The organism is Sulfitobacter sediminilitoris (assembly GCF_010667575.1).
GTDB classification, from domain to species: Bacteria; Pseudomonadota; Alphaproteobacteria; order Rhodobacterales; family Rhodobacteraceae; genus Sulfitobacter; species Sulfitobacter sediminilitoris.
Genome location: NZ_JAABNT010000005.1, coordinates 36239 through 57364 on the forward strand (window position 1 = coordinate 36239; position 21126 = coordinate 57364).

Here is a 21126-nt window from a genome sequence, read left to right on the forward strand (position 1 = left end):
TCGCGGAGGGTGAGGGTGAGCGAACAGGACCCATTTTATGACCGCCTGCCGCGTGTGGACAGCTTTGCCGCGCTGACCGAAAGCGCGATGTTCAGACCGCTGCCAGAAGACTGGTGGATTGGCGTCGCGGACATCATGGATTCGACCGGCCTGATCGAAGCAGGTCAGTACAAGACCGTGAACATGGTCGGCGCCGCCGTGATCTCGGCCATGATCAACGCGCTTGAAGGGCTTGCGTTTCCATTTGTCTTTGGCGGGGACGGTGCCGGTTTTGCCGTCCCGCCGCAGCAAGAGACCACCACCCGCGACACCCTGCCAAAGGTTGCGCGCTGGGCCCAGACCGAATTCGGGATCACCCTGCGCTCGGCGTTGTTTCGCGTCTCGGACATCCGGGCGGCAGGGCTAGACGTGCGCGTGGCGCGGTACAGGGTCTCAGAAGGTGTCGACTATGCCATGTTCGAGGGCGGCGGGCTGAACTGGGCAGAAGCGCAGATGAAAGCGGGGGCAGGCACGCTCGCCCTTGCCCCGCAAGGCAGCCTGCCTGACCTGACCGGCCTTTCGTGCCGCTGGTCGCATATGCCAGCGCGAAACGGCACAATCCTGACCCTGCTTGCTGCCCCCCTGCCGGGTGCGTCACCGGAAAAGGTCGCGCAGGTATATGATCGCATCGTCACTCGGACACAGCAGCTTGAGCGCGCAGGCCATCCTGCACCGGCGTCGGGTCCGGGCGCGGGCTGGCCACCGAAGGGTGCCGCGCTTGAGGCCCATGCAACGCATGGACAGGGCTCTTTGAGGCGGGCGCGGGTCAAGGCGTTTTTTGAATCCCTTGTGGCATGGTTCCTGATCCGCACGGGCATTAGGCTGGGGGGCTTTGATGCTCGCAGCTATGCGCGTGTCGTGGGAGAGAACGCCGATTTCCGCAAGCTGGATGACGGTCTCAAGATGACGCTCGATTGCGATGCACAAACCCGGCAGGACATCGAAGCCATCCTGTCACAGGCGGCAAAGGACGGGGTGCTGCGCTACGGGCTTTTTGCGCAGGAAGAGGCGATGATGACCTGCATCGTGCCGTCGATCCTGACAGATGACCATGTGCATTTCATCGACGGCGCCGCTGGCGGCTACACGCAGGCGGCGCGCCTGATGAAGGGGTTTACTCCGCCTGATCGCGGCTGAACAGATAGATGACGAACCCCATTGCCAGCGCGACGGTGAACAGAACAAAGACAGCGACATAGGGGCCCGACACGGTCTCTGCCGGGAGGCTGGCGCGGTAGATGCGGCCTGACAGGAACTGTGCGACCCCGACGCCGCCGATGCTGAACAGGTTCAGCATGGTCACGCCGCGTCCAATTAGATGCGGCGGCAGAAAACTGCGGCCATGCGCCATGATCACCGGGTAGGTGGCCCCAAAGAAGCCCACGGCACAGAGCGCCGCGACGCTGAGGCCGTAGCTGGCCGCAGGCAGTGCAATCAGTGTGACAGCCGCGACAAGCGTCATGGCCGTGCAGCCTGCGATCAGCCACTTGCGCGAGGGGCTTGCGCGGTCCGCAGGCCCGTAGACCAGCGCGCCCAGTACCATGGCGAGGCCCATCAGCAGGCTGGCCTGCCCGATGGTGGCGGTGTCTGTGGCAAAGACATCGGCGAGGTAGGGCCCGATCCACAGGCCACGGGCGGCACCCGGAAAGGCGTAGCTGGCCCCCATGAGCGGGAAGATGAACCACAGTGCTTTGATGCGGAAAAGCTCTGCCAGCGAACCGCGGGTTTCTCCGTCGACCTTCAGCGGATCACGCACCAACGCTAATGTCCCCAGGGCCACTGCAGCAGTCAGTGCACCGAGGGCCCAAAGCGAATTACGCCAGCCCAGCAGTTCCGCCGACAGCGCCATAGGATAGGACGCGACCAGATTGCCAAGGCTGCCCAGCCCAACCATGACCGACGCAAGCACGGCAAATTGCGCAGGCGGATAGTCGCGTGCGAAAATGTAATATGAGGCCATAAGCACCGGTGCGCATCCCACGCCGATCAGCGTCATGGCGATGTTGATATGCAATGCCGATGTGGCAAGGGCGAAGACTGCTGCGCCGCCTGCCCCTCCGATCATCAACAGCCATCCCGCCGTGCGGCGCGGGCCAATGCTGTCGAGTGCCGCGCCGATCGGGATCTGGCAGGCGGCAAAGGTGAGGAACCAAAGGCCCGAAGCAAAGGCGAGGTCATCGGGCGTTGCTCCGATGTCCTGCTCAAGAATCTTGGAGAGTACCGCAAGGAAAGCACGGTAGAATTGACTCAGCACATAGGCGAGCCCGAGCAATAGAATACCAGCGTTCATCATGGGTCAGGTCTTCCATTTCGCACTGAGGGCCTGAGCCGCATGGCTCAGCAGCAGCACATCCGCGCTCAGGGCAACGAACTGCGCCCCCGCGTCCAGCGCGGCTTGGGTCATCGGGTCATGGGTCGACAGAATACCGGGGGCCTTGCCCGCGGCACGAATGCGCCGCAGCGCGTCCATGATCGCCGCCTGTACATCTTCGTGCAGCGCATTGCCCATGTGCCCCATGTCGGCGGCAAGATCGGCAGGGCCAATGAAAACACCGTTGATCCCTTCAATCGTCAGGATCTCGTCCAATGCGGCCAGCCCCTTGACGCTTTCCACCTGCACCAGCAGGCAAACCTCGGCGTCAGCAGTGCTGCCGTAATCCTTGATCTGGGAAAACCGCGCGGCCCGCGTCAGCGCATAGCCGACGCCCCGGTCCCCATGGGGCGGATAAGTCACGTCGCGCACCAGTTGGCGGGCCTGTGCGGCGCTGTCCACCATGGGCACCAGCACCGTCTGGGCTCCGGCATCGAGCATCTGTTTGAGGATATATGTTTCTCCCACCGGCACACGCACAACGGCGTGGCTGTCGGAGGCCTCAAGTACCTGAAGTTGCGCGAGGATCGAGCGATAGTCATTCGGCCCATGTTCGCCATCAATGACGAGCCAGTCAAAACCGGCGGTTCCCATCAGTTCCGTGCTGAAGGTGTGACCAAGGCCAAGCCAGCAGCCAAAAACGGTTTCACCCTGCTGGAGGGCTTTCTTGAATGGATTGGGTTTGGCAGGCATCGGCGTGGTCCTCGGCTGACAGGTTGCCGCACCCTAGACAGGGTTCAGCGTCTTTGACCAGAGGGGTAGGCTGATCGGCCGGTTCTCCGTCCGGGATCAGCTTGCGCAATTTGGAAACGCTCGCGCGCAGCGATGGCGCGGGCCTGCCGGTTGCGTTCATCGGCTGAACGGCCTTGGCGATGCCTGCGGGCCCCGCCATGCGCAGCACGCCATCGCGAATCAACGCGTGGAAAAGCTGCCCTGCGGTGGCAGGGTCCAGCCGCAAATGGCGGGCCAGCATCGCGGGGCTGCAACGGTTTTGCGCACGGGCAATCAATTGCGCCCATGCATATGTCCCTGCGGGGACAGAGACCGATTGTGGGACGGTGGCCGCAGTTAGCGGGAGCGGTAACAAATTGGTAACCGGCAGAGCGGCAAGGGTGGCGGTGAATTGACGTCTGTTCATGAACAAAACATGGGGCCGGTGGGCGCCTGATTAACGGGGAACATTCGCTCGTCGGGCGCAGGAGCGCTCAGATCACCTTGATGACGTCCTTGTCGATGGCCAGCATATATCCCCGACGCGCGATGTTCTTGACCAGCAGTTCCGAGACGATCTGGTTGCCCAGGGTGTCGCGCAGCCGCTTGATCCGGGTGGCCCCCGCGGCTTCATCGCAGTCTGCGGCGTTGCGGCCTGAAATGACCCCCTCGATCTCGGAGCCGGAGAGCACGTCGTCGTCCATCCGTGCCTCGGCCAGTACGCTCATCGTTTCCATCGCCGCGTCGGTCAGTTTGAAGCCAAGGTTGTTGAGATAGACAGTGTTCTCTTCGCGGCTGATCAACAGCGAGTTCACCTGAATGCCCGCGCGTTCGATCTGGGCCATGCGGCGGTTGAAGGTGATGAGCATGATCAGGAACACCAATGCGGCAATCAGCATGGCGGCGGCAAAGACCAGCAGCACGAAGATCACCATGCGGTAACTGGCCAGCGTGTCGGAAAACGCGGTGCCGGACTGGGCGAGGATTTCCAGAAGCTTGATCTCGGCCCCGGACGTTAGATCATCGTTTTCGACAAAGATGCGTTCGACCTGCGCATTGAAGAGGTTCGCATCAGGCAACGTCCAGAACAGGACAGCCGCCCCGGTCACAAGCAGGGCGGCGATGGCGGCAATACCGAAGCCGACGAAGCGGCGGATATCAGAAGCGGAGGTAATTTGGTCCGGCACTGTCTTTCCTTGATGCAAGTCCGTCGTCTGAAAAGACGGAGACGACATTGAGAAGGGTCCAGCCCCCTGCGGCGAGGCGCGGGGCCAGCTCGGCCGCGGCGCTGTTCGGATCACAGGGGCCGTTGATCTGCGCGACACCGTAATGCAGGCGCAGTGGATTGTCCTGTTTTGCCTTGTAGTCGGCGTAACAGCCAGCCGCCTGCGCGGGCAGGGCGAGCATCAGTGCAAGGGACACTGCGGGAATAAGGGCAAAGTGTTTCATGGAGAGATTGATGCGCCTTTGCCTCGCGTTATTCAATATCCGGCGGCATGGGAGGGGGATGATATCCGATAACAAGGCGGCGTTATTGCCTGTCCGGATGGGTGGAAGGGATGGTGATCCTGTCAACGCCTCTACCGAAAGGATAACCCCATGTACCGCAAGTTCATCGCCACCATCACCGCCGCTTCCATTGCCCTGACCGCAATAGGCGCCGCCCCCGCTTTTGCCGGAAACCGTGAAACAACCCGGGCCATCGCAACGATCCTTGGTCTGGCCGTGGTGGGTAAACTGATCCACGACCGCAATGATCGAAAGAAAGACCGCCACCAGAATTCTACGCCAGCCTACCACCCGCCCAAGCCGCATGTGCAGCAGCACCACACCCCCAATTATACACCGCCAGCCTATCATGAGCCCAAGCCGCGACCGCTGCCGCAGCGGGCGAACCGCAAATTGTTGCCCAAACAGTGCTTTCGCAGCTTTGAGACCTATCGCGGCAAGGTGCGCATGTTCCCCAGTCGCTGCCTGAACCGGAACTATGACTATGCGTACCGCCTGCCACGCCAGTGCGAATACACCTTCAACACCCCACGCGGTGAACGCCGCGGCTATGAGGCGCGTTGCCTGCGCGACCGGGGCTACCGTTTGGCACGGGGATAACACCGTGTCGTGATCCGGGCGGCCACCCCCGTTGCCCGGAAGACTTGGGGAAGATGTTCGGGCATCTTCCCCTTTTTCATGCCTGATGGGTTGAGGTTTGCGCAGCTTTTCGGTTTTGAAGAGGCATGAAGCCTGATTTCAGTTTCGAAGAAGCCGCCCGCGCGCGCGGCTACAAACGCATCGCTGGCGTGGACGAGGTCGGGCGCGGCCCGCTTGCCGGACCTGTGACGGCGGCTGCGGTGGTGCTTGACCCGACGCGCATTCCTGAAGGGCTGAACGATTCCAAGCAACTCAGCAAGAAGAAGCGTCAGGCGCTTTATGATCAACTGATTGAGGTGGCGGATGTCAGCATTGCGCATGCGTCGGTCGAGGAGATTGACGAACTTAATATCCTGCGCGCCAGCCATCTGGCGATGATGCGGGCGCTTCGGGGGCTGAAGACACCGCCTGATTACGCGCTGATCGACGGGCGTATGCTGCCCCGTGACATGAACCTGCCAGCCGAAGGGATCATCAAGGGTGATACGCTGAGCCAGAGCATTTCGGCGGCCTCAATTATGGCCAAAATTTGTCGAGATTGTGTCATGTTGTCCCTTGCGCAACAGCACCCCGGCTATGGCTGGGAAACGAACATGGGATATGGATCAAAAAGCCACATGGAGGCGCTCCGAAATCTTGGCCCAACCCCACACCATAGACGTTCGTTCAAGCCGGTACACAATATGTTGTGACAAGGATTTTTCTTAACTAATTGAATCAAAAAAGAAATTGACCGCGAATCGCCTTTGACTCATCCTCAGTCTCAACCAACGAGCACAAAATGTGCCGGGGACAGAGGCAGAAATTGATGACCACAACAACGAAGAGCGCAGCCGCGCTTCCTTTGAACACGATTCTTGATGGCGATTGCATTGAAGCGATGAACGCGCTGCCTGAGGCGAGCGTCGACCTGATCTTTGCGGACCCGCCCTATAACCTGCAATTGCGGGGCGATCTGGTACGGCCCGATAACTCCAAGGTCGACGCCGTCGATGATGAGTGGGACCAGTTTTCGAGCTTCAAAGCCTATGATGATTTCACCCGTGCCTGGCTTAAGGCGGCGCGTCGGTTGCTGAAACCCAATGGCGCGATTTGGGTTATCGGAAGCTATCACAACATCTTTCGCGTAGGGGCCGCGTTGCAGGACGCAGGGTTCTGGATCCTGAATGATGTTGTCTGGCGCAAGTCCAATCCAATGCCGAATTTCCGCGGCAAGCGGTTCACCAATGCCCATGAGACAATGATCTGGGCGGGCAAGGACGAGAACGCCAAGTACACCTTTAACTACGAAGCGCTGAAGGCGCTGAACGAGGGCATCCAGATGCGCAGCGATTGGGTGCTGCCGATCTGTACGGGCCATGAACGTCTGAAAGACGAGAATGGCGATAAGGCGCATCCGACACAGAAACCAGAAAGCCTGCTGCACCGCATATTGGTAGGCTCGACCAATCCGGGAGATGTCATTCTTGACCCGTTCTTCGGGACAGGGACGACCGGGGCCGTTGCCAAGATGCTGGGTCGTGATTTCATCGGTATCGAGCGTGAGGAAGCCTATCGTAAGGTGGCCCTGAAACGCATCAGCAAGGTGCGCAAGTTCGACAAGGAAGCGTTGCAGACGACAACGTCCAAGCGCGCCGAGCCGCGCGTGCCCTTCGGCCAGCTGGTTGAACGCGGCATGCTGCGTCCGGGGGAAGAGCTCTATTCCATGAACGGTCGTCACAAAGCCAAGGTTCGTGCCGACGGCACGCTGATCGGCAATGACATCAAAGGATCCATTCATCAGGTCGGCGCAGCTTATGAGAAAGCGCCAAGCTGTAATGGCTGGACGTACTGGTGCTTCAAGAAAGAGGGCAAGCGCGTGCCTATCGACCTCTTGCGCCAGCAGATCCGGGCCGAGATGGCCAACTGATTATGATCGTTTCCGGTAATGAAGCCTCAAGATGCCCTGCCTCTCACGATGGTCGAACAGGCATTTTGCGTCGGCTTTCCTTGGGAAACCGGTAACGATCTAGAACACCGCCGGTGCCTGTGGCCTTCCTCATGAGGGCTGTCAAAAAGGCACTTACCTCAAGCCCCGCCCTTGTGGCGGGGCCTTTTTCATTTTCACGCTGGGTCAGGAAGCGCATATTTGCCACGCCCGGTTTGGATAAGCATGCCCGCGTCACAAAGCTGGCGAAGTGCGCGGTAACATGCCTCGTGGGTCAGGCCGATCCGAGTTGCGAACTCGGTCACTGGACCAGACAGGTAACCGCAGGACACCGCGACGAGCGTCCGGTCCCGCGCGGATTTGATCGACAGGATTTCGAGGGTTTGGCGATACGTTTGAACTTGCGTCGCCAGTAGCTTGCCATACGCGAGGGATAAGTCAGGTTCTTGCGCCAGCCGTCTGGTGAATTCCTGTTTTTCGATGCAGATTACTGAAGCAGGTTCGATACAGACAGCGTCACAATGGTAGCGGTCCGAATAAAGTGATGCCTCGGCGAACAAGGTTCCCGCAGTGGCGCGGTGCATGGTGACGACATGCCCCGACTGCATGGCACGCTGCAGGTTGATCTGGCCGCTTTCCACACAGAAAATCCCTCGGGTAGGGTCGTCCTGCCAAAAGACCGCCTCGCCCTTCCGGTAGTCGGACTGGTGCAGTGCCGTTGGCGGGATCATGTTTATCAGAGCGTCAAACATATGACCGAAATCATATGCGTTTCTCTGACCGCACGCTATCGTCCTTTGAAACAGGAGAAATGCGATGCTCAGAACGATTACCTTTGTCAGTGCCCTTATGGTGGCCACCAGCGCGGGGGCACAGCATGCGCATCAGCACGGCAATATGCCCAAGGAAACGGGTCAGGCGACGTTCGCCGCCATCGCTGAGATCGCGGCGCTGCTATATTCTGATCCTGCAACGGACTGGGAGACGGTCAATCTTGATGCGCTACGGGAACACCTTTTGGACATGGACCGGGTCACGATGGGTGCGTTGGTCGACGTCAATGAAGGGCCGGATGCGACGACATTTGCTGTAACGGGAACAGGCGAAGTCATCGGTGCCATTCAACGGATGACCGCAGCACATTCCGGAATGCTGGCAACTGAGACGGGATGGGTGGTTTCAACGCAAAGGACCGAAACTGGTGCGGTGATGCGTATTGCCACAAATGATCCGGCAGATCATGCCCGTGTCAAAGGGCTGGGATTTTTTGGCGTGATGACGATTGGGGCACATCACCAGATGCATCATCTTGCAATTGCACGCGGCGTGGACCCGCATCATTGATCGGTGACGGTCTTTGCAATGTCAGCTGGGTGGCCGCGGCTCAGGGGTCCCAAAACCTGTTCTGCTGAAAGTCACGCCAAATCTTTTCGCCCACCTGACAGTCCCGTGGGTCACGCGCCGGGGACTGTGCACGGATGATACGGGCCGGGGGGGCATATCCAGCTATCTCAAGCACAAGCTTGCGACGCACCGCATCCGCGAAGTCAGGCCAGACATAGACCGGAATCACGAAAGCGCCGGGGCCACCGATGACGCAGGTCTGGTAGTAGATATCCAACCGCTCAAGATAGAAATTCGAGAAAGCACCGTCATCTGTCATCAGCGGCAAACCGTTGATCGTGATGCCTTTGGCAACGGTTGCATCGCGCGCACGTGTCACCAGCGGACCCAGATTGTTCGGCCCGTCCCCGGAGATATCGATCACCCGGCGCAAGCCGCGATAGGTATTGTACTCGATGTGATCGGCGGCAAACGCCAGCGCGCCGGAGATCGACGTGCGGCGCAGGGCGGGATCAAATTTCACCGTGAGCTGCTCTGCAAAAGCGTCCAGATCCTCGCGGGTCTGGATCAACTGCCAATCGACAACGATCTGCTGTGAACCGGCCCATTCCACATAGGTGAGGGCAAGGGTTTGCAAGAGGCCAGATTGCACCGCCTTGAAGACATCCTCGGACACCAGCGCCTCGGCGTAGCCGCGCCGTTGCAGTTCCAGTTCATCCTCGCTCATGGAGCGGGAAACATCGACCAGCAGGACCAGTTCAAGGTCGACTTCGGTCATCTGAGCTTTGGTCGACGACGGCCACGTAAGGGCAGCGATCAAGAAAAAAAGAATGACGACGGTTTTCGCAATACCGACGGGAACCCGTACGTGGGAAATGGTGGTGTCTTGGGGCAGCACCTTGCAGATCATTCCAATACGTTAGGATGCAAGTCCGGTTGTGTAAATTGCGTCAATTCAGCCTGCGCGCTTGTTTGCCCTCAAGCGCTGCATGGACGTAGCGCCCATCGAATTCTGTCTTGCTCAGAACATATGCGACCCCGGCTGCCGCTGCCTTTTCCCACATAAACGGGGAGGGCCAGTCGCTGACCATGATGACGGGAATGCCTGACAGTTTGGGATCACTGGCCAGTTCCTGCACGAAATCAGCGCCAAGGCCATCGGGCAGGTTGTTATCGAGCAGGATTAGCGACAGGCTGCCTTTTTCCAGCACCCGCCGCGCGGCGCGCAGGCTTGAGGCGACCTCAATCCGCATGTCCTCGCGGGTCCGTTGCATCACGCGGGTCATCTTTTCGCAGTCAAAGCTGCTGTCTTCGACGATCAGGCAAGTCTCGCCCTTGTCAATGTACTGCTCCGCCATTTCCATGGATGCCCTCTCAGGTTTGCAGGACCATTCGTGGCAGCGAAGGCTTAAGATAACGTGTGCGGATCAGCGCGGCATCGGCGTGCAGCGTTTGTTGTAGTCTGACCAGTCGGTGATCTCGGGGTAGTACATCTGGCGCCACCGGCGCACACGCGGGTTCATCATCCGACGCCAGATCGGGGGGACCATCGCGGCAATCGTCATGACAGGATAACCGAAGGGCAGTTGAGGTGCGTCTTCGGGTGCGTAGTTTTGCAGTACGGGAAATCGGCGGTCGGGTTTGTAGTGGTGGTCTGAATGACGTTGCAGATTGATCAGCAGCCAGTTCGACGCCTTGTGCGCCGCATTCCACGAGTGGCGCGGCTGGACGTGTTCGTATTTTCCATCGCCCAGATGTTTGCGGGTCAGCCCGTAGTGTTCAATGTAATTGACCAGTTCCAACTGCCAGATCGCAACACCGACCTGAACAAGGAACAACACAAGGCCAGACCAGCCGCCAAGGATCAGCGCGAGGATCAGGAAGCCGCCTTGCAGTGCCCAGTATTTGAAAAAGGGGTTCGACAGGTCCGTCCACGGCAGGTTCTTGCGTTTCAGCATGTCAGCCTCGGCCTTGAACGCCGAATGGAGGGATTGACGCAGCACGCGCGGGTAAAAACGGTGGAACCCTTCGTTGTAATGCGCCGTCACCGGGTCGCGGGGGGTGGCGACATAGCGGTGATGCACCAGCAGGTGTTCGGACCGGAAATGCGAGTAAAGGACCATGGCCAGCAGGATATCGGCGAGCCCGCGCTCCAGCTTGTTCTTCTGGTGCATCAGTTCGTGTGAGTAGTTGATCCCGATGGTGCCGCTGATGACGCCGATGCCAAAGAACAGCGCGATACGCTCAAAGGTGCTGAGGTGCTCTGCCTGTGGCACATACCAGATCAGGCCAAAGACCGTGATCGCCTGCGCCGGCACCCAGACCAGCGTGACAAGGCGATACCAGAACATATCGCTTTCTGTCGCATTAAGATCCGCGTTCTCAAGGTTCAGGCCAAGCACCGCATCAAGCAGTGAAAACAGGAACCACGTCACGAGCGGCAGCAGCGCAATTGTCCATCCGCCCTGGATCGCGGCAAGCAATGCCAGTGGAATCAGCCCCAGCGACAGCCAGAACGGCAGCGCGCACGACAGCCGCGCCAGTTCTGTTGGCGCAATGGTGGTGTTCTGCATCGTCATCGCGTTTGACCTCAGCGGCTTGAGCTACCGGTTCTATAGCGCGAAACGCTAACGTCACAAAGCGGCGACAGTTGGTCAGCCCTGCGACAAATCAAACGCCTTGCGCATGACCGTGGGCAAATCGGATGGCCGGAACTGTTCACGCGGTAGGAAGGTGCCACGCCGGGGTTCTGCGTGTTCGGGGACCTGGGCCGTTTTGACGGTCAGCATCAGGTGGAAATGCGTGAAGGTATGGCGCACCTCGCCGTTCAGGTCCGACCAGTCTGCCGCGACGGGCGGAGTGCCCTGTGGGCGCGCGTGTTCCGTATCCACCCAGTCTGATCCCGGCCAGCCCAGCATACCGCCAAGCAGCCCCTTCTCAGGGCGGGTTTCCAGAAGCCATGCGCCGTCTTCGCGTTGGGCAAGGTAGACGGTGCCGTGGCGGACGGGCTTGGCTTTCTTCGGGGTTTTCTTGGGCAGTCCGTTCTGTGTGCCCGCAACGCGGGCCGCACAGGGGTCACGCCAGGGGCAGATGCCGCAAGCGGGGGATTTCGGCGAACAGATTGTCGCGCCAAGGTCCATGACTGCCTGAGCGTAATCGCCTGGACGTGCGGGCGGTGTCAAAGCTTCGGCCTTGTCCATCAGCGCCGGTTTGGCGGCTGGCAGCGGCGTGTGGATGTCATAAAGCCGCGCCATCACACGTTCGACGTTTCCGTCCAAGACAGTATAGGGCAGATCAAAAGCGATAGAGGACACGGCGGCAGCCGTGTAAGGACCAATCCCCGGCAGCTTGAGCAATTCGGCATGATCCGCAGGGAAGGCCCCGCCATGCTCGGTTACAACAACCCGCGCACATTTCAGCAGGTTGCGGGCGCGGGCGTAATACCCAAGGCCAGCCCATTCGCCCATCACATCGGCATCTTCAGCCGCTGCCAGATCACCTACGGTTGGCCAGAGGGTAACAAAGCGTAGGAAATAGTCTCGGACTGTCGCCACGGTCGTCTGCTGCAGCATGATCTCGCTCATCCAGACGCGGTACGGGTCGGGCCGCACGCCCATTTTGCGCGCTTCTGGCCCTACCCGCCACGGCATCTCGCGGGCGTGGACGTCGTACCAATCCAGCAGGAGGTCCGGCAAAGCGTCGTGGTTGGCTGTTTCACGCATTGTTTATATCCTTTGCGCGCGGCATGGGCTGGTGATGACGGGGCAAACCGCTATGTTGATGAGAGCGATTTCGGGAAACATAGTCATGCCGCCACGGCGTACCAGTACAAAAGGGTTCAAGCGGACCGACACTCTGCTGACCGGCCAGATCAGACGGGCCTCCGAGACCCGCGGCTTTGCGCAATCCCGCCTGCTGACCCAATGGACCGAGATTGCGGGACAGGACATCGCCGCAATCGCACAGCCAGTCGAGATCGGCTATGGGCGCGGCGGGATGGGCGCGACACTGACGCTGCTGACGACAGGGGCGAATGCGCCGATGCTTGAGATGCAGAAGGAACAACTGCGCAAGAAAGTGAATGCCGTTTATGGCTACAACGCCATTGCGCGGGTTCGGATCACCCAGACGGCGGCGACGGGCTTTGCCGATGGCAAGGTGGCCTTTGGGCACAAGGATGGCGTGGCGCAGGAGCGCCCATTGGACCCGGCCCTGCGGCAAAAGGCGGCGGAAGCGGCGCGGCCGGTTGCGGATGAAGGGTTGCGGGATGCCCTTGCACGTCTGGGCGAGAACATATTGAACAAGACCAACCGCTGAAAAGCAGACAGAGGATTTACACATGCAACGCAGAAACTTGATTCTTGGCGGCTTTGCCGTGGCGGGTCTGGGCGGCTGGGCCCTGACCAGCAACCTTGGGAGCAATTCGACGGATATCGCTTCTATGCCCGGTACCGCGAATGCTCAAACGTCCTCGGGCGACGTGGATACCTCCAGCATTCAGGACATGGTGCAGGGCAATCCCGACGCCGCCGTCACTGTCACCGAATATGCGTCATTCACCTGTCCGCATTGCGCGACCTTCCACGCCGGTCCCTACAAGCAGCTCAAAGCGGATTACATCGACACCGGCAAGATCAAGTTCATCTACCGCGAGGTCTATTTCGATCGTCCGGGGCTCTGGGCGTCGATGGTGGCACGCTGTGGCGGTCAGGAAAAATTCTTTGGCATTGCTGACCTGATCTACAAGGGCCAGTCCGAATGGGCCCGCGCGGGAGAGCCCGCGGCCATTGTCGCGGAGTTGCGCAAGATTGGCCTGCTGGCCGGGATCGGGAACGACACGCTTGAGGCGTGTTTGCAGGATGCCGAAATGGCCCAGACACTGGTGGCCTGGTACCAGGAAAACGGAGAGCGGGATGACATCAGCTCGACCCCCAGCTTCGTGATCAACGGAACCAAGCATTCAAATATGCCTTACACCGAGATGAAAGAGCTGATCGACGCAGCACTGGATAGCTGATGCCGGGACCGCTTGAAGGTCTGAAGGTCATCGAGATGGCGCGCATTCTGGCCGGCCCATGGGCCGGTCAGACGCTGTCTGATCTTGGGTGCGAGGTGATCAAGGTTGAAAGCCCCGAAGGAGATGACACCCGCCAGTGGGGACCCCCTTTCGTGGAGCGGGGTGAAGATGTTTCGGCCTCCTATTTTCATTCGACAAACCGGGGCAAGGCGAGCGTCACAATCGACTTTCGCACCAAGGAAGGCGTGGCGCGGCTGAAAGAGCTGCTGAAAGATGCCGACATCCTGATCGAGAATTTCAAGACCGGCGGTCTGGCCAAGTACGGGCTTGATTACGAGAGCCTTAAGGATGAGTTTCCGCAGCTGATCTATTGCTCCATCACGGGGTTCGGCCACACCGGGCCATACGCGCATCGCGCGGGATATGATTTCATCATTCAGGGCATGTCAGGGCTGATGTCCATCACCGGAGAGCCGGACCGCCAGCCGCAGAAATCGGGCATGGCGATCACGGATATCTTTACGGGCATCTATGCGACCACGGCGATACTGTCGGCGGTCCATCAGCGCAGCCAGACGGGCAGGGGCCAGCATATCGATATGGCCTTGCTGGATTGCGCGGTGGCAATCATGGGCAATCAGGCGATGAATTATCTGACCACGGGTGTCGCGCCGACGCGCATGGGCAACGCGCATCCCAATCTCACGCCATATGAGGTGTTCGAGACAAGCGATGGGCACATCATCATCGCGACCGGCAATGACGGACAGTTTCAAAGGTTGTGCCGATTGCTGGGGCTGGACGATATGGCCGAAGACCCGGCCTATCACAAGAACGCGGACCGCGTTGCAAACAGGCCCGAGATGATCAGGCGTCTGAACGGGGCGACCAGCCAGCGCAGCCGCGATGACCTCTTGGCCGCTTGCGAAGCAAACAACGTGCCAGCCGGACCGATCAACAATCTGGATGACGTGATGGCCGATCCGCAGGTGGTTGCACGGGGCATGCAGATTGAACTGGACGGTGTGCCGGGTCTGCGCTCTCCCTTCCGGTTTTCGGATGCGGAACTTGCGTTGCACCGGCCCGCGCCAAAGTTGGGCGAGGACGACTAGGCGGAAAATCTGTCGGCTGTGGGCTTAGGTGGGCCGAGGGAGCGCGTCCAACGCCCTGAAGAGAGCATTGTCCTGATCAAGTCGCAGCCGTACCGGCAGGGTGATGACTTTCATACGGAAACTGGCGGGCAGGCGCACCGCGTCTTTTTCGGTGGTGACCAGTTGCGCGGCACGTGCCTTTGCGTCGGCTTCAAGCCGGCTCATCAGCGCGGTGGTCAGGGGCTGATGATCATCCAGCGCTTCGGCATGCACCACCGTGGCCCCAAGGCTGCGCAGTGTTTGAAAGAACTTTTCCGGGTGCCCGATCCCCGCGAAGGCCAGGGCGCGGGTGTCGGACCAGTCCATTCCGGTTTGCAACGGCTCAAGTGCTGCCTGAACATGGGGGAGATCGCCGGGCAAATCTGTGTTTTTGAACACCTCCTGCGCGTCGGCGTCACCGATCGACAGCAGAAGGTCAGCCCGCGCCAATCCCACGTCGACGGGTTCACGCAACGGCCCTGCTGGCAGGCACAACCCGTTTCCAAACCCTTTGGCAGCGTCCACCACAACAATTGAAAGGTCATAGGCAAGGCCGGGGTTCTGAAACCCGTCATCCAGTACAATCACGCTTGCGCCCGCGTCCTGCGCAGCCTGCGCACCGGCCGCGCGGTCCTTGGCCACCCAAACCTCGGCAAAGGCCGACAGCAAAAGCGGCTCGTCTCCGACCTCGGTCGCCTTGTGTCGCGCCGGGTCCACACGCACGGGGCCCTCCAGCGTGCCGCCATAGCCGCGTGACACCACATGTGGTTCGTGAAACAGGCCGCGCAGGTGTTCGACTACTGCCATGACCGTCGGTGTCTTGCCGGTGCCACCGGCGTTGATATTGCCCACACAGACCACCGGCACATCAAGTCGGACAGGGTTCCCCTGTGCCAGTCGCCGTGCGGTGGCCTTTGCATAAAGCGCGCCCAGCGGGCGCAAGAGCTGCGCGCGCCAGTCAGGTCGCGGCTTGTGCCAGAAAGAGGGGGCGCGGGTCATGGTCGGCTCAATTCAAGGTCAAGCGTGTCCTGGACAAGATCGACGACCTTGTCCGTAAGGGCAGCCCCCTGACTGATCACATCCCAACCCGCATGCGCCATTGTGGCCGCGTGATCCGGAGCAATCAGTGTCGAGACGGCGGCGCCAAGCGCGTCTGCGTCGTTCACGATCCGGGCGGCCCCTGCGGCGGCAAGGCGTGAATATGAAGCCATGAAATGACGGACACGGGGGCCATAAAGGATCGCAGACCCAAGGGCCGCAGCATCCAACGGGTCACATCCCCCTTCACCCTGGATAAGCGTGCTGCCCAGAAAAGAGACAGGTGCCACACGAAAGAATAAGCCTTGGTTCGCGACGTCGTCTGTGACCATCACCTGCGTGGTTTCATCGGGAAATTGCCCCTCTTCCCATCGGATCACATTAAGGTTTTGCTCGGTTGCCTGATCAACTGCTGTCTGCGCCTGACCGGGTGCCGATGGTTGCAGGATCAGCAGCAATCGGTGTGACAGACGAGAGGCTCGTTTGTGCGCCGACAGGATAATGGGGATTTCCTTGGGCAGGAGTTGTGCGGCAAACCACGCAGGGCGCCCGCCCATGGCGGCAGAAAGCTCTGTCAGGTCAGTATCCGAACATCCCAACGCCTGTCCGCCCGCAAGCAGCGGAGAGGTTTGTTCAACCTCATCCGAAAGCAAACCCAATTGGACCAGTCGGCGTTGTCCTGCTGCTGAACGCGCAAAGACCGCTTTGAACCGCGTCAGCAATTGGCGTGTCAGATCTGGCAACCAACGATCTCGGCGTTTGTCGAAACCACCAACATCAGCGTCAATCAAAAACATGGGGCATGCACGGTCCGTTGCCTCAAGGATCAGGTTCGGCCGCAGGCCGCCCCAGACCCAGATTGCGGCATCAGGCGACCAGTGATCAAGAAATGCGCTGACAGCGGCGGGATGTTCTGACGGTGCATTGATCTGGAGGATCGCACTATCGGTGCGCGGAGGGGCTGACCGTGTCGGGGATGCTTCGTCATCGGGCAGCGTGATCAGAACGCTGAGGTCGGTCCGTGTCGATATCAACCTTGCGGCAAGGTCCTGAACTGCCAAGAGATTTCCCACCTCGCCCGCATGCAGCCAGACCAGCTCACCCTTCGGGCGCGGCTGGACCGGCGCGTCTTTTGGCACCTCTCCCCGTCGGGTCAGCGCCCGATACGCGGCAAGCCCCAGCGACCGCGCCATATGTGGCTTAGCCCAGCTCTTCGGTTGAAGAGGCGGCGGTTTCTTCGTCCCGCAGGCGGTGCAGGTGCGCGATGTAGTAGCGCATATGCGCGTTGTCGACGGTGCGATGGGCTTCGCTTTTCCAAGCGTCATAGGCGCTTGCGTAGTCGGGGTAGATACCAACGATGTGAATGTCGTCGACGTTCTTGAAGGTGTTTTCACTGGGAGTAACCAGTTCACCCCCAAAGACAAGATGCAGGCGTTGGGTCATGTGCTATCCTTTGAAATGCTCTGGGCTTTCAGAATGTGGGTATCCAGATGAGGACATTCACGCAAGGGCGTCGATCAGCGCGGCACAGACTGAACCGCCGCCTGCGACCACGCCATTAAGACGGGGATCGGCGTTGTTGAACCGCAGGGGGGCACCGGTCCGGTCATGTGCGCAACCGCCTGCTTCGGCAGCGATCAGGGCACCGGCGGCGATGTCCCATTCCCAGCTGTGGCGCAGGGTCATCATCGCCTCGAACCGGCCTTCGGCCACAAGCGCAAGACGATACGCCAGCGAAGGACGATAGCTGCGTTTGAAGGTTGGTGATGTCTTGGCCTTCCAATGGTTGGCCATCAGGGCTGGCTTGGCGGCCAGCACTGTGGATTTCTCTAAGGACGATTTCTGAGAAGTGCGGATGGGAGCGTTGTTCAGCGTCGCCCCCTGACCAAGGGCCGCGGCATAAAGCTTGTCCCGCATCGGTAGATACACGACTGCGGCGGTGATCACACCATGCTCCGCCACGGCGATGGAATGGGCCCATGTGTTTGAGCCTTCGACAAAGCTGCGGGTGCCGTCGATCGGGTCGATGATGAACACTCGGTCCCTGCCAAGGCGTTCGTCATTGTCCTCGGTTTCCTCGGACAGCCAGCCATAATCGGGCCGTGACCGCCGCAAGGAAGACATCAGAATCTCGTTCACCGCCAGATCGGCTTCGGTCACCGGACCGGCACCGCCCGGCTTGTCCCAGCGCTGCGCGGTCTTGCCGGTAAAGCTGGTCGCCACCCGGCCCGCCATGCGCGCGGCGTCAATCAGAAGGGGCAGGTCATGCGCCGGCAAGGGTCATCCCCGGTACAAGAAGCGATGGCACGACGCGGCTGAGGTGCGGGCGCGCGTCGTTGGCCGGCACGATGGTGCGCAGCATGCCGCGCAGGTTGCCCGCGATGGTGCATTCGTTGATGGCGTGGGTAATCTCGCCGTTCTCGATCCAAAGGCCAGAGGCACCGCGTGAATAGTCCCCAGTGTTTGGGTTGATCGTACTGCCGATCATCGAGGTTACGAGCAGACCGGTGCCCATCTGTCGGATCAGATCATCGCGGGTCTGGTCGCCCTGGGTCAGCGCGATGTTCCAGTTGGTCGGCGACGGCCCAGAGGACGTGCCGCGTGCGGCGTTGCCCGTGGGGTCCATCCCCAGCTTGCGCGCATTGGCAAGGTCGAGGGTCCAGCCCTTGAGAACGCCGTTTTCAACGATCGTGCGCTTTTGTGTTGGCAAACCTTCGGCATCGAACGGCCGCGTGCCGGTGGCGCGGGGGCGATGCGGGTCTTCGATCAGGGACAGGTGGTCAGGCAAGACCGCATCGCCCATCGCGTCGCGCAAGAAAGACGCGCCGCGCGCAATTGCACTGCCATTAATTGCGGACAGCAAATGGCCGATGAGCGAGGAAGAGATGCGTTCGTCAAACAGAACAGGGTAGGTGCCGGTGGGCGGCTTGCGCGCATCCAGACGTGCGATGGCGCGTTCGCCTGCGGATGTTCCGATGTCTTCGGGCGTGCGCAGGTCGCTTTGAAAGATACGACCATCGCCGTCATAGTCGCGTTCCATACCGGTGCCGGTCCCTGCAATTGCAACGCAGGAAATGCCCCGGTCGGTCCGGCCATAGCCCCCTTCGAAACCGTTGCTCATCGCGATGTGGACCTGCTGTGCGCCGTAGCCACCACTAGCGGATTGAACCTGCGTGACACCTTTGACAGCCAATGCCGCAGCCTCGGCGCGCGCGGCATCGTCTTGCAGGGCGTCTGGTGTTGGCTCCGGCGTGTCGTCATAAAGCTCAAGCGCCGCGAGATCCCAACCGGTCGCAAGCTGATCGGGGTCCGCCAGACCCGCATAGGGGTCTTCCGGTGCTTCGCGGGCCATTGCGACGGCGCGTACTGCCATCTCTTCAATCGTGCGCTCTGACACATCAGAGGCTGAGACGGTCGCGGTGCGCTGACCCACGAAAACGCGCAGGCCGATGTCGATCCCTTCTGATCGCTCAGCTTGCTCTAGCGCGCCGCCCCGGACATCTACGGAAAGCGAGGTCGCCTGAACGGCCTTGGCATCAGCCGCATCGGCCCCGGCCTTGGACGCCGCGTGCAAAAGCGATTTGGTCAGCACATCAAGAGGCTGTGACATGAAGGATGGCTCCGTTTGGATGATGACGGAGAGGTAACCTCACACCTGTCCAAGAACAAGTGCAGTGCGAAAAAAGGGCGAAACTGCAGGCCGCCCTTAAATGCCGTCGTGGCAGATGTATGTCAGCGAATACGCTGCCCGTTCGCAAGGATCTGGCCATCCTGTGTGAACTCGATCCGCGATTTGAGGGAATCGGGTTCTGTGCCGGGCACGGCGAATAGACCCATCATCATCCGTGCACCCATCGCCTGATCTTGCGGCAAAAGGCCCATCGCGACCAGCTTGTCCAGCAGGCCGTTGCCGCCGTCCAGCGTCAGGTTCACATCACCAACCGGGTTGCCCATGCCGGGCACCATGCTGGGCCCTGCACCATCGAAGGTCAAATCGCCGGAGCCTTCCAGCTTGGCACCTGCCGCATCAACAACCAGAGTATTGAGCTGGAGCGCCTCAACCTCGCCCGGTGCACCGGCCATCTGTGCGGCAGCATCGGGGTTCATCCAGTCCACCAGCAGCTTGGCCTTGCCCGCCAGATCAAGGACCACTGTTGCCGGGTCGCGTGGCAGCTGGCCCGCAGGGTCAAACATGCTCCAGATCATGTCTGACATTGTGAAACTGCCGAGCGTGAGGCCAAAGGCGAAATCCTGTGCCTCGTCGGATTTGCTGACGGGCATCGCAAGGTTGAACCCGCTTTCCGCCATCGCGATTTCGAAGGGAAATGGCATGCCTTCGGCGGTCACGGCCACGTTCACGTTTTTCTGTGCGCCAGCATAGGCCAGACCGTCGGCGCCCATATCGACACTCAATTCCCCTCCATCGGAGGAGGTGGACATGACATAGTTTCCGCTTTCAGGGTCTTTCATGTCAAAATTCGAAGAGCCGCCGGTGTAGGAAAAGCCGCCCGATACATCAAAGCCAGCCTCAAGCATGGCGGCCATGTCCCCCGCATCCGGCACGTCCAGCGGGATAATCCCGGCCCCGTTCATGGTAACCCCGGTGACGCTTCCGGTGACGGCCCCTTGGGTGTTGGGCTGTTCCGGATCGATGAAGGAAAAATCATACGTCAGGGAATCGAGGCTGCCCGATTGCGTATATTCGCGCATGTCGCCGATGCTGAGCGTCGTTGTCGTTTCAAGGTTCGACCCTGCCACCTTCACGCGCGCCATGTCTTCACCCAGCGCCTCATTGCCGACCTGCATCTGGACAAGGTCCATCGCGATGGTTTGCGCGGTATAGAGATACGTCATTTCCTCGGGTGAACCGCTGGCTGTCATCGCGTGCCCGGTCTGGGAATAGTTCAGCGTCATCGCGAACTCTTCCCCGCCGGGGCCGCTGTCCTTACCGGACATGGTGATGGGCATGGTGTCGGGCAGGATGATCGCGACCGTGCCATCCCTGTTCTGGTCAAAACGGATTGTGCCCAACGTCATGTTCATGCTGCCGTCTTCGGGCATCTGGAAGTTGAGGCTGATATCGCTGACCGTCAAATCATCTCCGCTTACGCTCTCTGTGGCGCTGATCTGATATCCCATGCCTTCCAAGTAGGTGCGCCAGTCGCCCCAGACCTGCGCAGGGGTCAGATCAGCAAAAGCTGCTGTTGAAAAAAGCGCGACCGGCATGGCAAGGCCAAGCGCAAGAGGAGGAAATCGAGTCATGAAATATCCTTTGTAACAACGTGTCGGCACCGTCTGACAAAGCCGTTACGGCGTCAAGACAGAGGGAGAGGGGTGGACCCCAAGTCAGCGGAAGATTACCACATTGCCGAGAGAAGATGCAAAATTCGACAGGAACCTC

24 protein-coding genes are annotated in these 21126 nt (G+C 60.2%); 8 read left to right on the forward strand and 16 right to left on the reverse strand.

Going from position 1 to position 21126, the window contains the following annotated elements:
- Positions 1-15: 15 nt before the first annotated feature.
- Positions 16-1176, forward strand: coding sequence for a DUF3095 domain-containing protein (locus GV827_RS09620; protein WP_328823138.1), 1161 nt, complete (start codon positions 16-18; stop codon positions 1174-1176).
- On the opposite strand, the gene GV827_RS09625 is transcribed toward GV827_RS09620, so the two are convergent.
- From GV827_RS09625 to GV827_RS09645, 5 genes are all read right to left on the reverse strand, one after another.
- A complete protein-coding gene (locus tag GV827_RS09625) occupies positions 1154-2329 on the reverse strand; it encodes an MFS transporter (RefSeq protein ID WP_164353840.1) in 1176 nt (391 codons plus the stop codon). The genes GV827_RS09620 and GV827_RS09625 overlap by 23 nt on opposite strands.
- A 6-nt stretch (positions 2330-2335) precedes the next feature.
- A complete protein-coding gene (locus GV827_RS09630) occupies positions 2336-3103 on the reverse strand; it encodes an HpcH/HpaI aldolase family protein (RefSeq protein ID WP_164353599.1) in 768 nt (255 codons plus the stop codon).
- Positions 3057-3548, reverse strand: coding sequence for a hypothetical protein (locus GV827_RS09635; RefSeq protein ID WP_164353600.1), 492 nt, complete (start codon positions 3546-3548; stop codon positions 3057-3059). Before GV827_RS09635 ends, GV827_RS09630 begins: the two co-directional genes overlap by 47 nt.
- 67 nt (positions 3549-3615) lie before the next feature.
- A complete protein-coding gene (locus GV827_RS09640) occupies positions 3616-4308 on the reverse strand; it encodes a winged helix-turn-helix domain-containing protein (RefSeq protein WP_328823139.1) in 693 nt (230 codons plus the stop codon).
- The gene (locus GV827_RS09645) at positions 4280-4570 is read right to left on the reverse strand and encodes a hypothetical protein (RefSeq protein ID WP_164353601.1); all 291 of its coding nucleotides are present in this window, start codon (positions 4568-4570) and stop codon (positions 4280-4282) included. The genes GV827_RS09640 and GV827_RS09645 overlap by 29 nt, the downstream gene beginning before the upstream one ends.
- 150 nt (positions 4571-4720) lie before the next feature.
- On the opposite strand from GV827_RS09645, the gene GV827_RS09650 reads away from it, so the two are divergent.
- The 3 genes from GV827_RS09650 to GV827_RS09660 all read left to right on the forward strand — a co-directional run bounded on the left by GV827_RS09650 (position 4721) and on the right by GV827_RS09660 (position 7178).
- A complete protein-coding gene (locus GV827_RS09650) occupies positions 4721-5230 on the forward strand; it encodes a hypothetical protein (protein ID WP_164353602.1) in 510 nt (169 codons plus the stop codon).
- A 125-nt stretch (positions 5231-5355) separates the two neighbouring features.
- Complete coding sequence (locus tag GV827_RS09655; RefSeq protein ID WP_164353603.1) at positions 5356-5961, forward strand: ribonuclease HII; 606 nt, start codon at positions 5356-5358, stop codon at positions 5959-5961.
- Positions 5962-6077: 116 nt separating this feature from the next.
- On the forward strand, positions 6078-7178 hold the full coding sequence (locus tag GV827_RS09660) for a site-specific DNA-methyltransferase (RefSeq protein ID WP_164353604.1): 1101 nt from the start codon (positions 6078-6080) through the stop codon (positions 7176-7178).
- 194 nt (positions 7179-7372) lie between these two features.
- On the opposite strand, the gene GV827_RS09665 is transcribed toward GV827_RS09660, so the two are convergent.
- Positions 7373-7927: a Crp/Fnr family transcriptional regulator gene (locus GV827_RS09665; RefSeq protein WP_164353605.1), complete on the reverse strand. Its 555-nt coding sequence runs from the start codon at positions 7925-7927 to the stop codon at positions 7373-7375.
- A gap of 85 nt (positions 7928-8012) precedes the next feature.
- Between GV827_RS09665 and GV827_RS09670 the strand changes: the two genes are divergently transcribed.
- Positions 8013-8540, forward strand: coding sequence for a hypothetical protein (locus GV827_RS09670; protein ID WP_164353606.1), 528 nt, complete (start codon positions 8013-8015; stop codon positions 8538-8540).
- Positions 8541-8580: 40 nt separating this feature from the next.
- Here GV827_RS09670 and GV827_RS09675 read toward each other — a convergent pair whose 3' ends face one another.
- The 4 genes from GV827_RS09675 to mutY all read right to left on the reverse strand — a co-directional run bounded on the left by GV827_RS09675 (position 8581) and on the right by mutY (position 12262).
- Positions 8581-9318: a DUF1194 domain-containing protein gene (locus tag GV827_RS09675; protein WP_235930310.1), complete on the reverse strand. Its 738-nt coding sequence runs from the start codon at positions 9316-9318 to the stop codon at positions 8581-8583.
- A gap of 172 nt (positions 9319-9490) precedes the next feature.
- The gene (locus GV827_RS09680) at positions 9491-9904 is read right to left on the reverse strand and encodes a response regulator (protein ID WP_235930311.1); all 414 of its coding nucleotides are present in this window, start codon (positions 9902-9904) and stop codon (positions 9491-9493) included.
- 63 nt (positions 9905-9967) lie between these two features.
- Positions 9968-11119, reverse strand: a complete 1152-nt coding sequence (locus GV827_RS09685) for an alkane 1-monooxygenase (protein WP_164353608.1) — start codon at positions 11117-11119, stop codon at positions 9968-9970.
- 75 nt (positions 11120-11194) lie between these two features.
- A complete protein-coding gene (gene mutY, locus GV827_RS09690) occupies positions 11195-12262 on the reverse strand; it encodes an A/G-specific adenine glycosylase (protein ID WP_164353609.1) in 1068 nt (355 codons plus the stop codon).
- Positions 12263-12347: 85 nt separating this feature from the next.
- Between mutY and GV827_RS09695 the strand changes: the two genes are divergently transcribed.
- Genes GV827_RS09695 through GV827_RS09705 form a run of 3 tightly spaced genes read left to right on the forward strand, consistent with a single transcriptional unit; the run spans position 12348 to position 14669 of the window.
- Positions 12348-12857 (forward strand): DUF721 domain-containing protein, encoded by a 510-nt coding sequence (locus GV827_RS09695; protein WP_164353610.1) that lies wholly within the window; start codon positions 12348-12350, stop codon positions 12855-12857.
- Positions 12858-12879: 22 nt separating this feature from the next.
- On the forward strand, positions 12880-13557 hold the full coding sequence (locus GV827_RS09700) for a DsbA family protein (RefSeq protein ID WP_164353611.1): 678 nt from the start codon (positions 12880-12882) through the stop codon (positions 13555-13557).
- Positions 13557-14669 carry a CaiB/BaiF CoA transferase family protein gene (locus tag GV827_RS09705; RefSeq protein ID WP_164353612.1) on the forward strand — a complete coding sequence of 371 codons (1113 nt, stop codon included), beginning with the start codon at positions 13557-13559 and terminating at the stop codon, positions 14667-14669. Before GV827_RS09700 ends, GV827_RS09705 begins: the two co-directional genes overlap by 1 nt.
- 24 nt (positions 14670-14693) lie before the next feature.
- Here GV827_RS09705 and lpxK read toward each other — a convergent pair whose 3' ends face one another.
- From lpxK to GV827_RS09735, 6 genes are all read right to left on the reverse strand, one after another.
- Positions 14694-15686 carry a tetraacyldisaccharide 4'-kinase gene (lpxK, locus tag GV827_RS09710; RefSeq protein ID WP_164353613.1) on the reverse strand — a complete coding sequence of 331 codons (993 nt, stop codon included), beginning with the start codon at positions 15684-15686 and terminating at the stop codon, positions 14694-14696.
- Positions 15683-16918 carry a 3-deoxy-D-manno-octulosonic acid transferase gene (locus tag GV827_RS09715; protein WP_164353614.1) on the reverse strand — a complete coding sequence of 412 codons (1236 nt, stop codon included), beginning with the start codon at positions 16916-16918 and terminating at the stop codon, positions 15683-15685. Before GV827_RS09715 ends, lpxK begins: the two co-directional genes overlap by 4 nt.
- Before the next feature lie 7 nt (positions 16919-16925).
- Positions 16926-17168: a DUF4170 domain-containing protein gene (locus GV827_RS09720; RefSeq protein ID WP_164353615.1), complete on the reverse strand. Its 243-nt coding sequence runs from the start codon at positions 17166-17168 to the stop codon at positions 16926-16928.
- A gap of 57 nt (positions 17169-17225) precedes the next feature.
- Positions 17226-18002: a 3'(2'),5'-bisphosphate nucleotidase CysQ gene (locus tag GV827_RS09725; protein ID WP_164353616.1), complete on the reverse strand. Its 777-nt coding sequence runs from the start codon at positions 18000-18002 to the stop codon at positions 17226-17228.
- Complete coding sequence (locus GV827_RS09730; RefSeq protein WP_164353617.1) at positions 17989-19335, reverse strand: TldD/PmbA family protein; 1347 nt, start codon at positions 19333-19335, stop codon at positions 17989-17991. Before GV827_RS09730 ends, GV827_RS09725 begins: the two co-directional genes overlap by 14 nt.
- A 122-nt stretch (positions 19336-19457) precedes the next feature.
- On the reverse strand, positions 19458-20987 hold the full coding sequence (locus GV827_RS09735; RefSeq protein ID WP_164353618.1) for a DUF2125 domain-containing protein: 1530 nt from the start codon (positions 20985-20987) through the stop codon (positions 19458-19460).
- Positions 20988-21126: the final 139 nt, after the last annotated feature.

Excerpts from the sequence above, each read along its gene's own strand:
- GV827_RS09660 (WP_164353604.1), top strand. The coding sequence starts at position 6,078 with ATGACCACAACAACGAAGAGCGCAGCCGCGCTTCCTTTGAACACGATT.
- GV827_RS09650 (WP_164353602.1), top strand. The coding sequence starts at position 4,721 with ATGTACCGCAAGTTCATCGCCACCATCACCGCCGCTTCCATTGCCCTG.
- mutY (WP_164353609.1), bottom strand. The coding sequence starts at position 12,262 with ATGCGTGAAACAGCCAACCACGACGCTTTGCCGGACCTCCTGCTGGAT.
- GV827_RS09680 (WP_235930311.1), bottom strand. The coding sequence starts at position 9,904 with ATGGAAATGGCGGAGCAGTACATTGACAAGGGCGAGACTTGCCTGATC.
- GV827_RS09635 (WP_164353600.1), bottom strand. The coding sequence starts at position 3,548 with ATGAACAGACGTCAATTCACCGCCACCCTTGCCGCTCTGCCGGTTACC.
- lpxK (WP_164353613.1), bottom strand. The coding sequence starts at position 15,686 with ATGACCCGCGCCCCCTCTTTCTGGCACAAGCCGCGACCTGACTGGCGC.
- GV827_RS09685 (WP_164353608.1), bottom strand. The coding sequence starts at position 11,119 with ATGACGATGCAGAACACCACCATTGCGCCAACAGAACTGGCGCGGCTG.
- GV827_RS09645 (WP_164353601.1), bottom strand. The coding sequence starts at position 4,570 with ATGAAACACTTTGCCCTTATTCCCGCAGTGTCCCTTGCACTGATGCTC.
- GV827_RS09695 (WP_164353610.1), top strand. The coding sequence starts at position 12,348 with ATGCCGCCACGGCGTACCAGTACAAAAGGGTTCAAGCGGACCGACACT.
- GV827_RS09670 (WP_164353606.1), top strand. The coding sequence starts at position 8,013 with ATGCTCAGAACGATTACCTTTGTCAGTGCCCTTATGGTGGCCACCAGC.
- GV827_RS09715 (WP_164353614.1), bottom strand. The coding sequence starts at position 16,918 with ATGGCGCGGTCGCTGGGGCTTGCCGCGTATCGGGCGCTGACCCGACGG.
- GV827_RS09625 (WP_164353840.1), bottom strand. The coding sequence starts at position 2,329 with ATGAACGCTGGTATTCTATTGCTCGGGCTCGCCTATGTGCTGAGTCAA.
- GV827_RS09720 (WP_164353615.1), bottom strand. The coding sequence starts at position 17,168 with ATGACCCAACGCCTGCATCTTGTCTTTGGGGGTGAACTGGTTACTCCC.
- GV827_RS09730 (WP_164353617.1), bottom strand. The coding sequence starts at position 19,335 with ATGTCACAGCCTCTTGATGTGCTGACCAAATCGCTTTTGCACGCGGCG.
- GV827_RS09630 (WP_164353599.1), bottom strand. The coding sequence starts at position 3,103 with ATGCCTGCCAAACCCAATCCATTCAAGAAAGCCCTCCAGCAGGGTGAA.
- GV827_RS09735 (WP_164353618.1), bottom strand. The coding sequence starts at position 20,987 with ATGACTCGATTTCCTCCTCTTGCGCTTGGCCTTGCCATGCCGGTCGCG.
- GV827_RS09700 (WP_164353611.1), top strand. The coding sequence starts at position 12,880 with ATGCAACGCAGAAACTTGATTCTTGGCGGCTTTGCCGTGGCGGGTCTG.
- GV827_RS09705 (WP_164353612.1), top strand. The coding sequence starts at position 13,557 with ATGCCGGGACCGCTTGAAGGTCTGAAGGTCATCGAGATGGCGCGCATT.
- GV827_RS09655 (WP_164353603.1), top strand. The coding sequence starts at position 5,356 with ATGAAGCCTGATTTCAGTTTCGAAGAAGCCGCCCGCGCGCGCGGCTAC.
- GV827_RS09675 (WP_235930310.1), bottom strand. The coding sequence starts at position 9,318 with ATGACCGAAGTCGACCTTGAACTGGTCCTGCTGGTCGATGTTTCCCGC.
- GV827_RS09665 (WP_164353605.1), bottom strand. The coding sequence starts at position 7,927 with ATGATCCCGCCAACGGCACTGCACCAGTCCGACTACCGGAAGGGCGAG.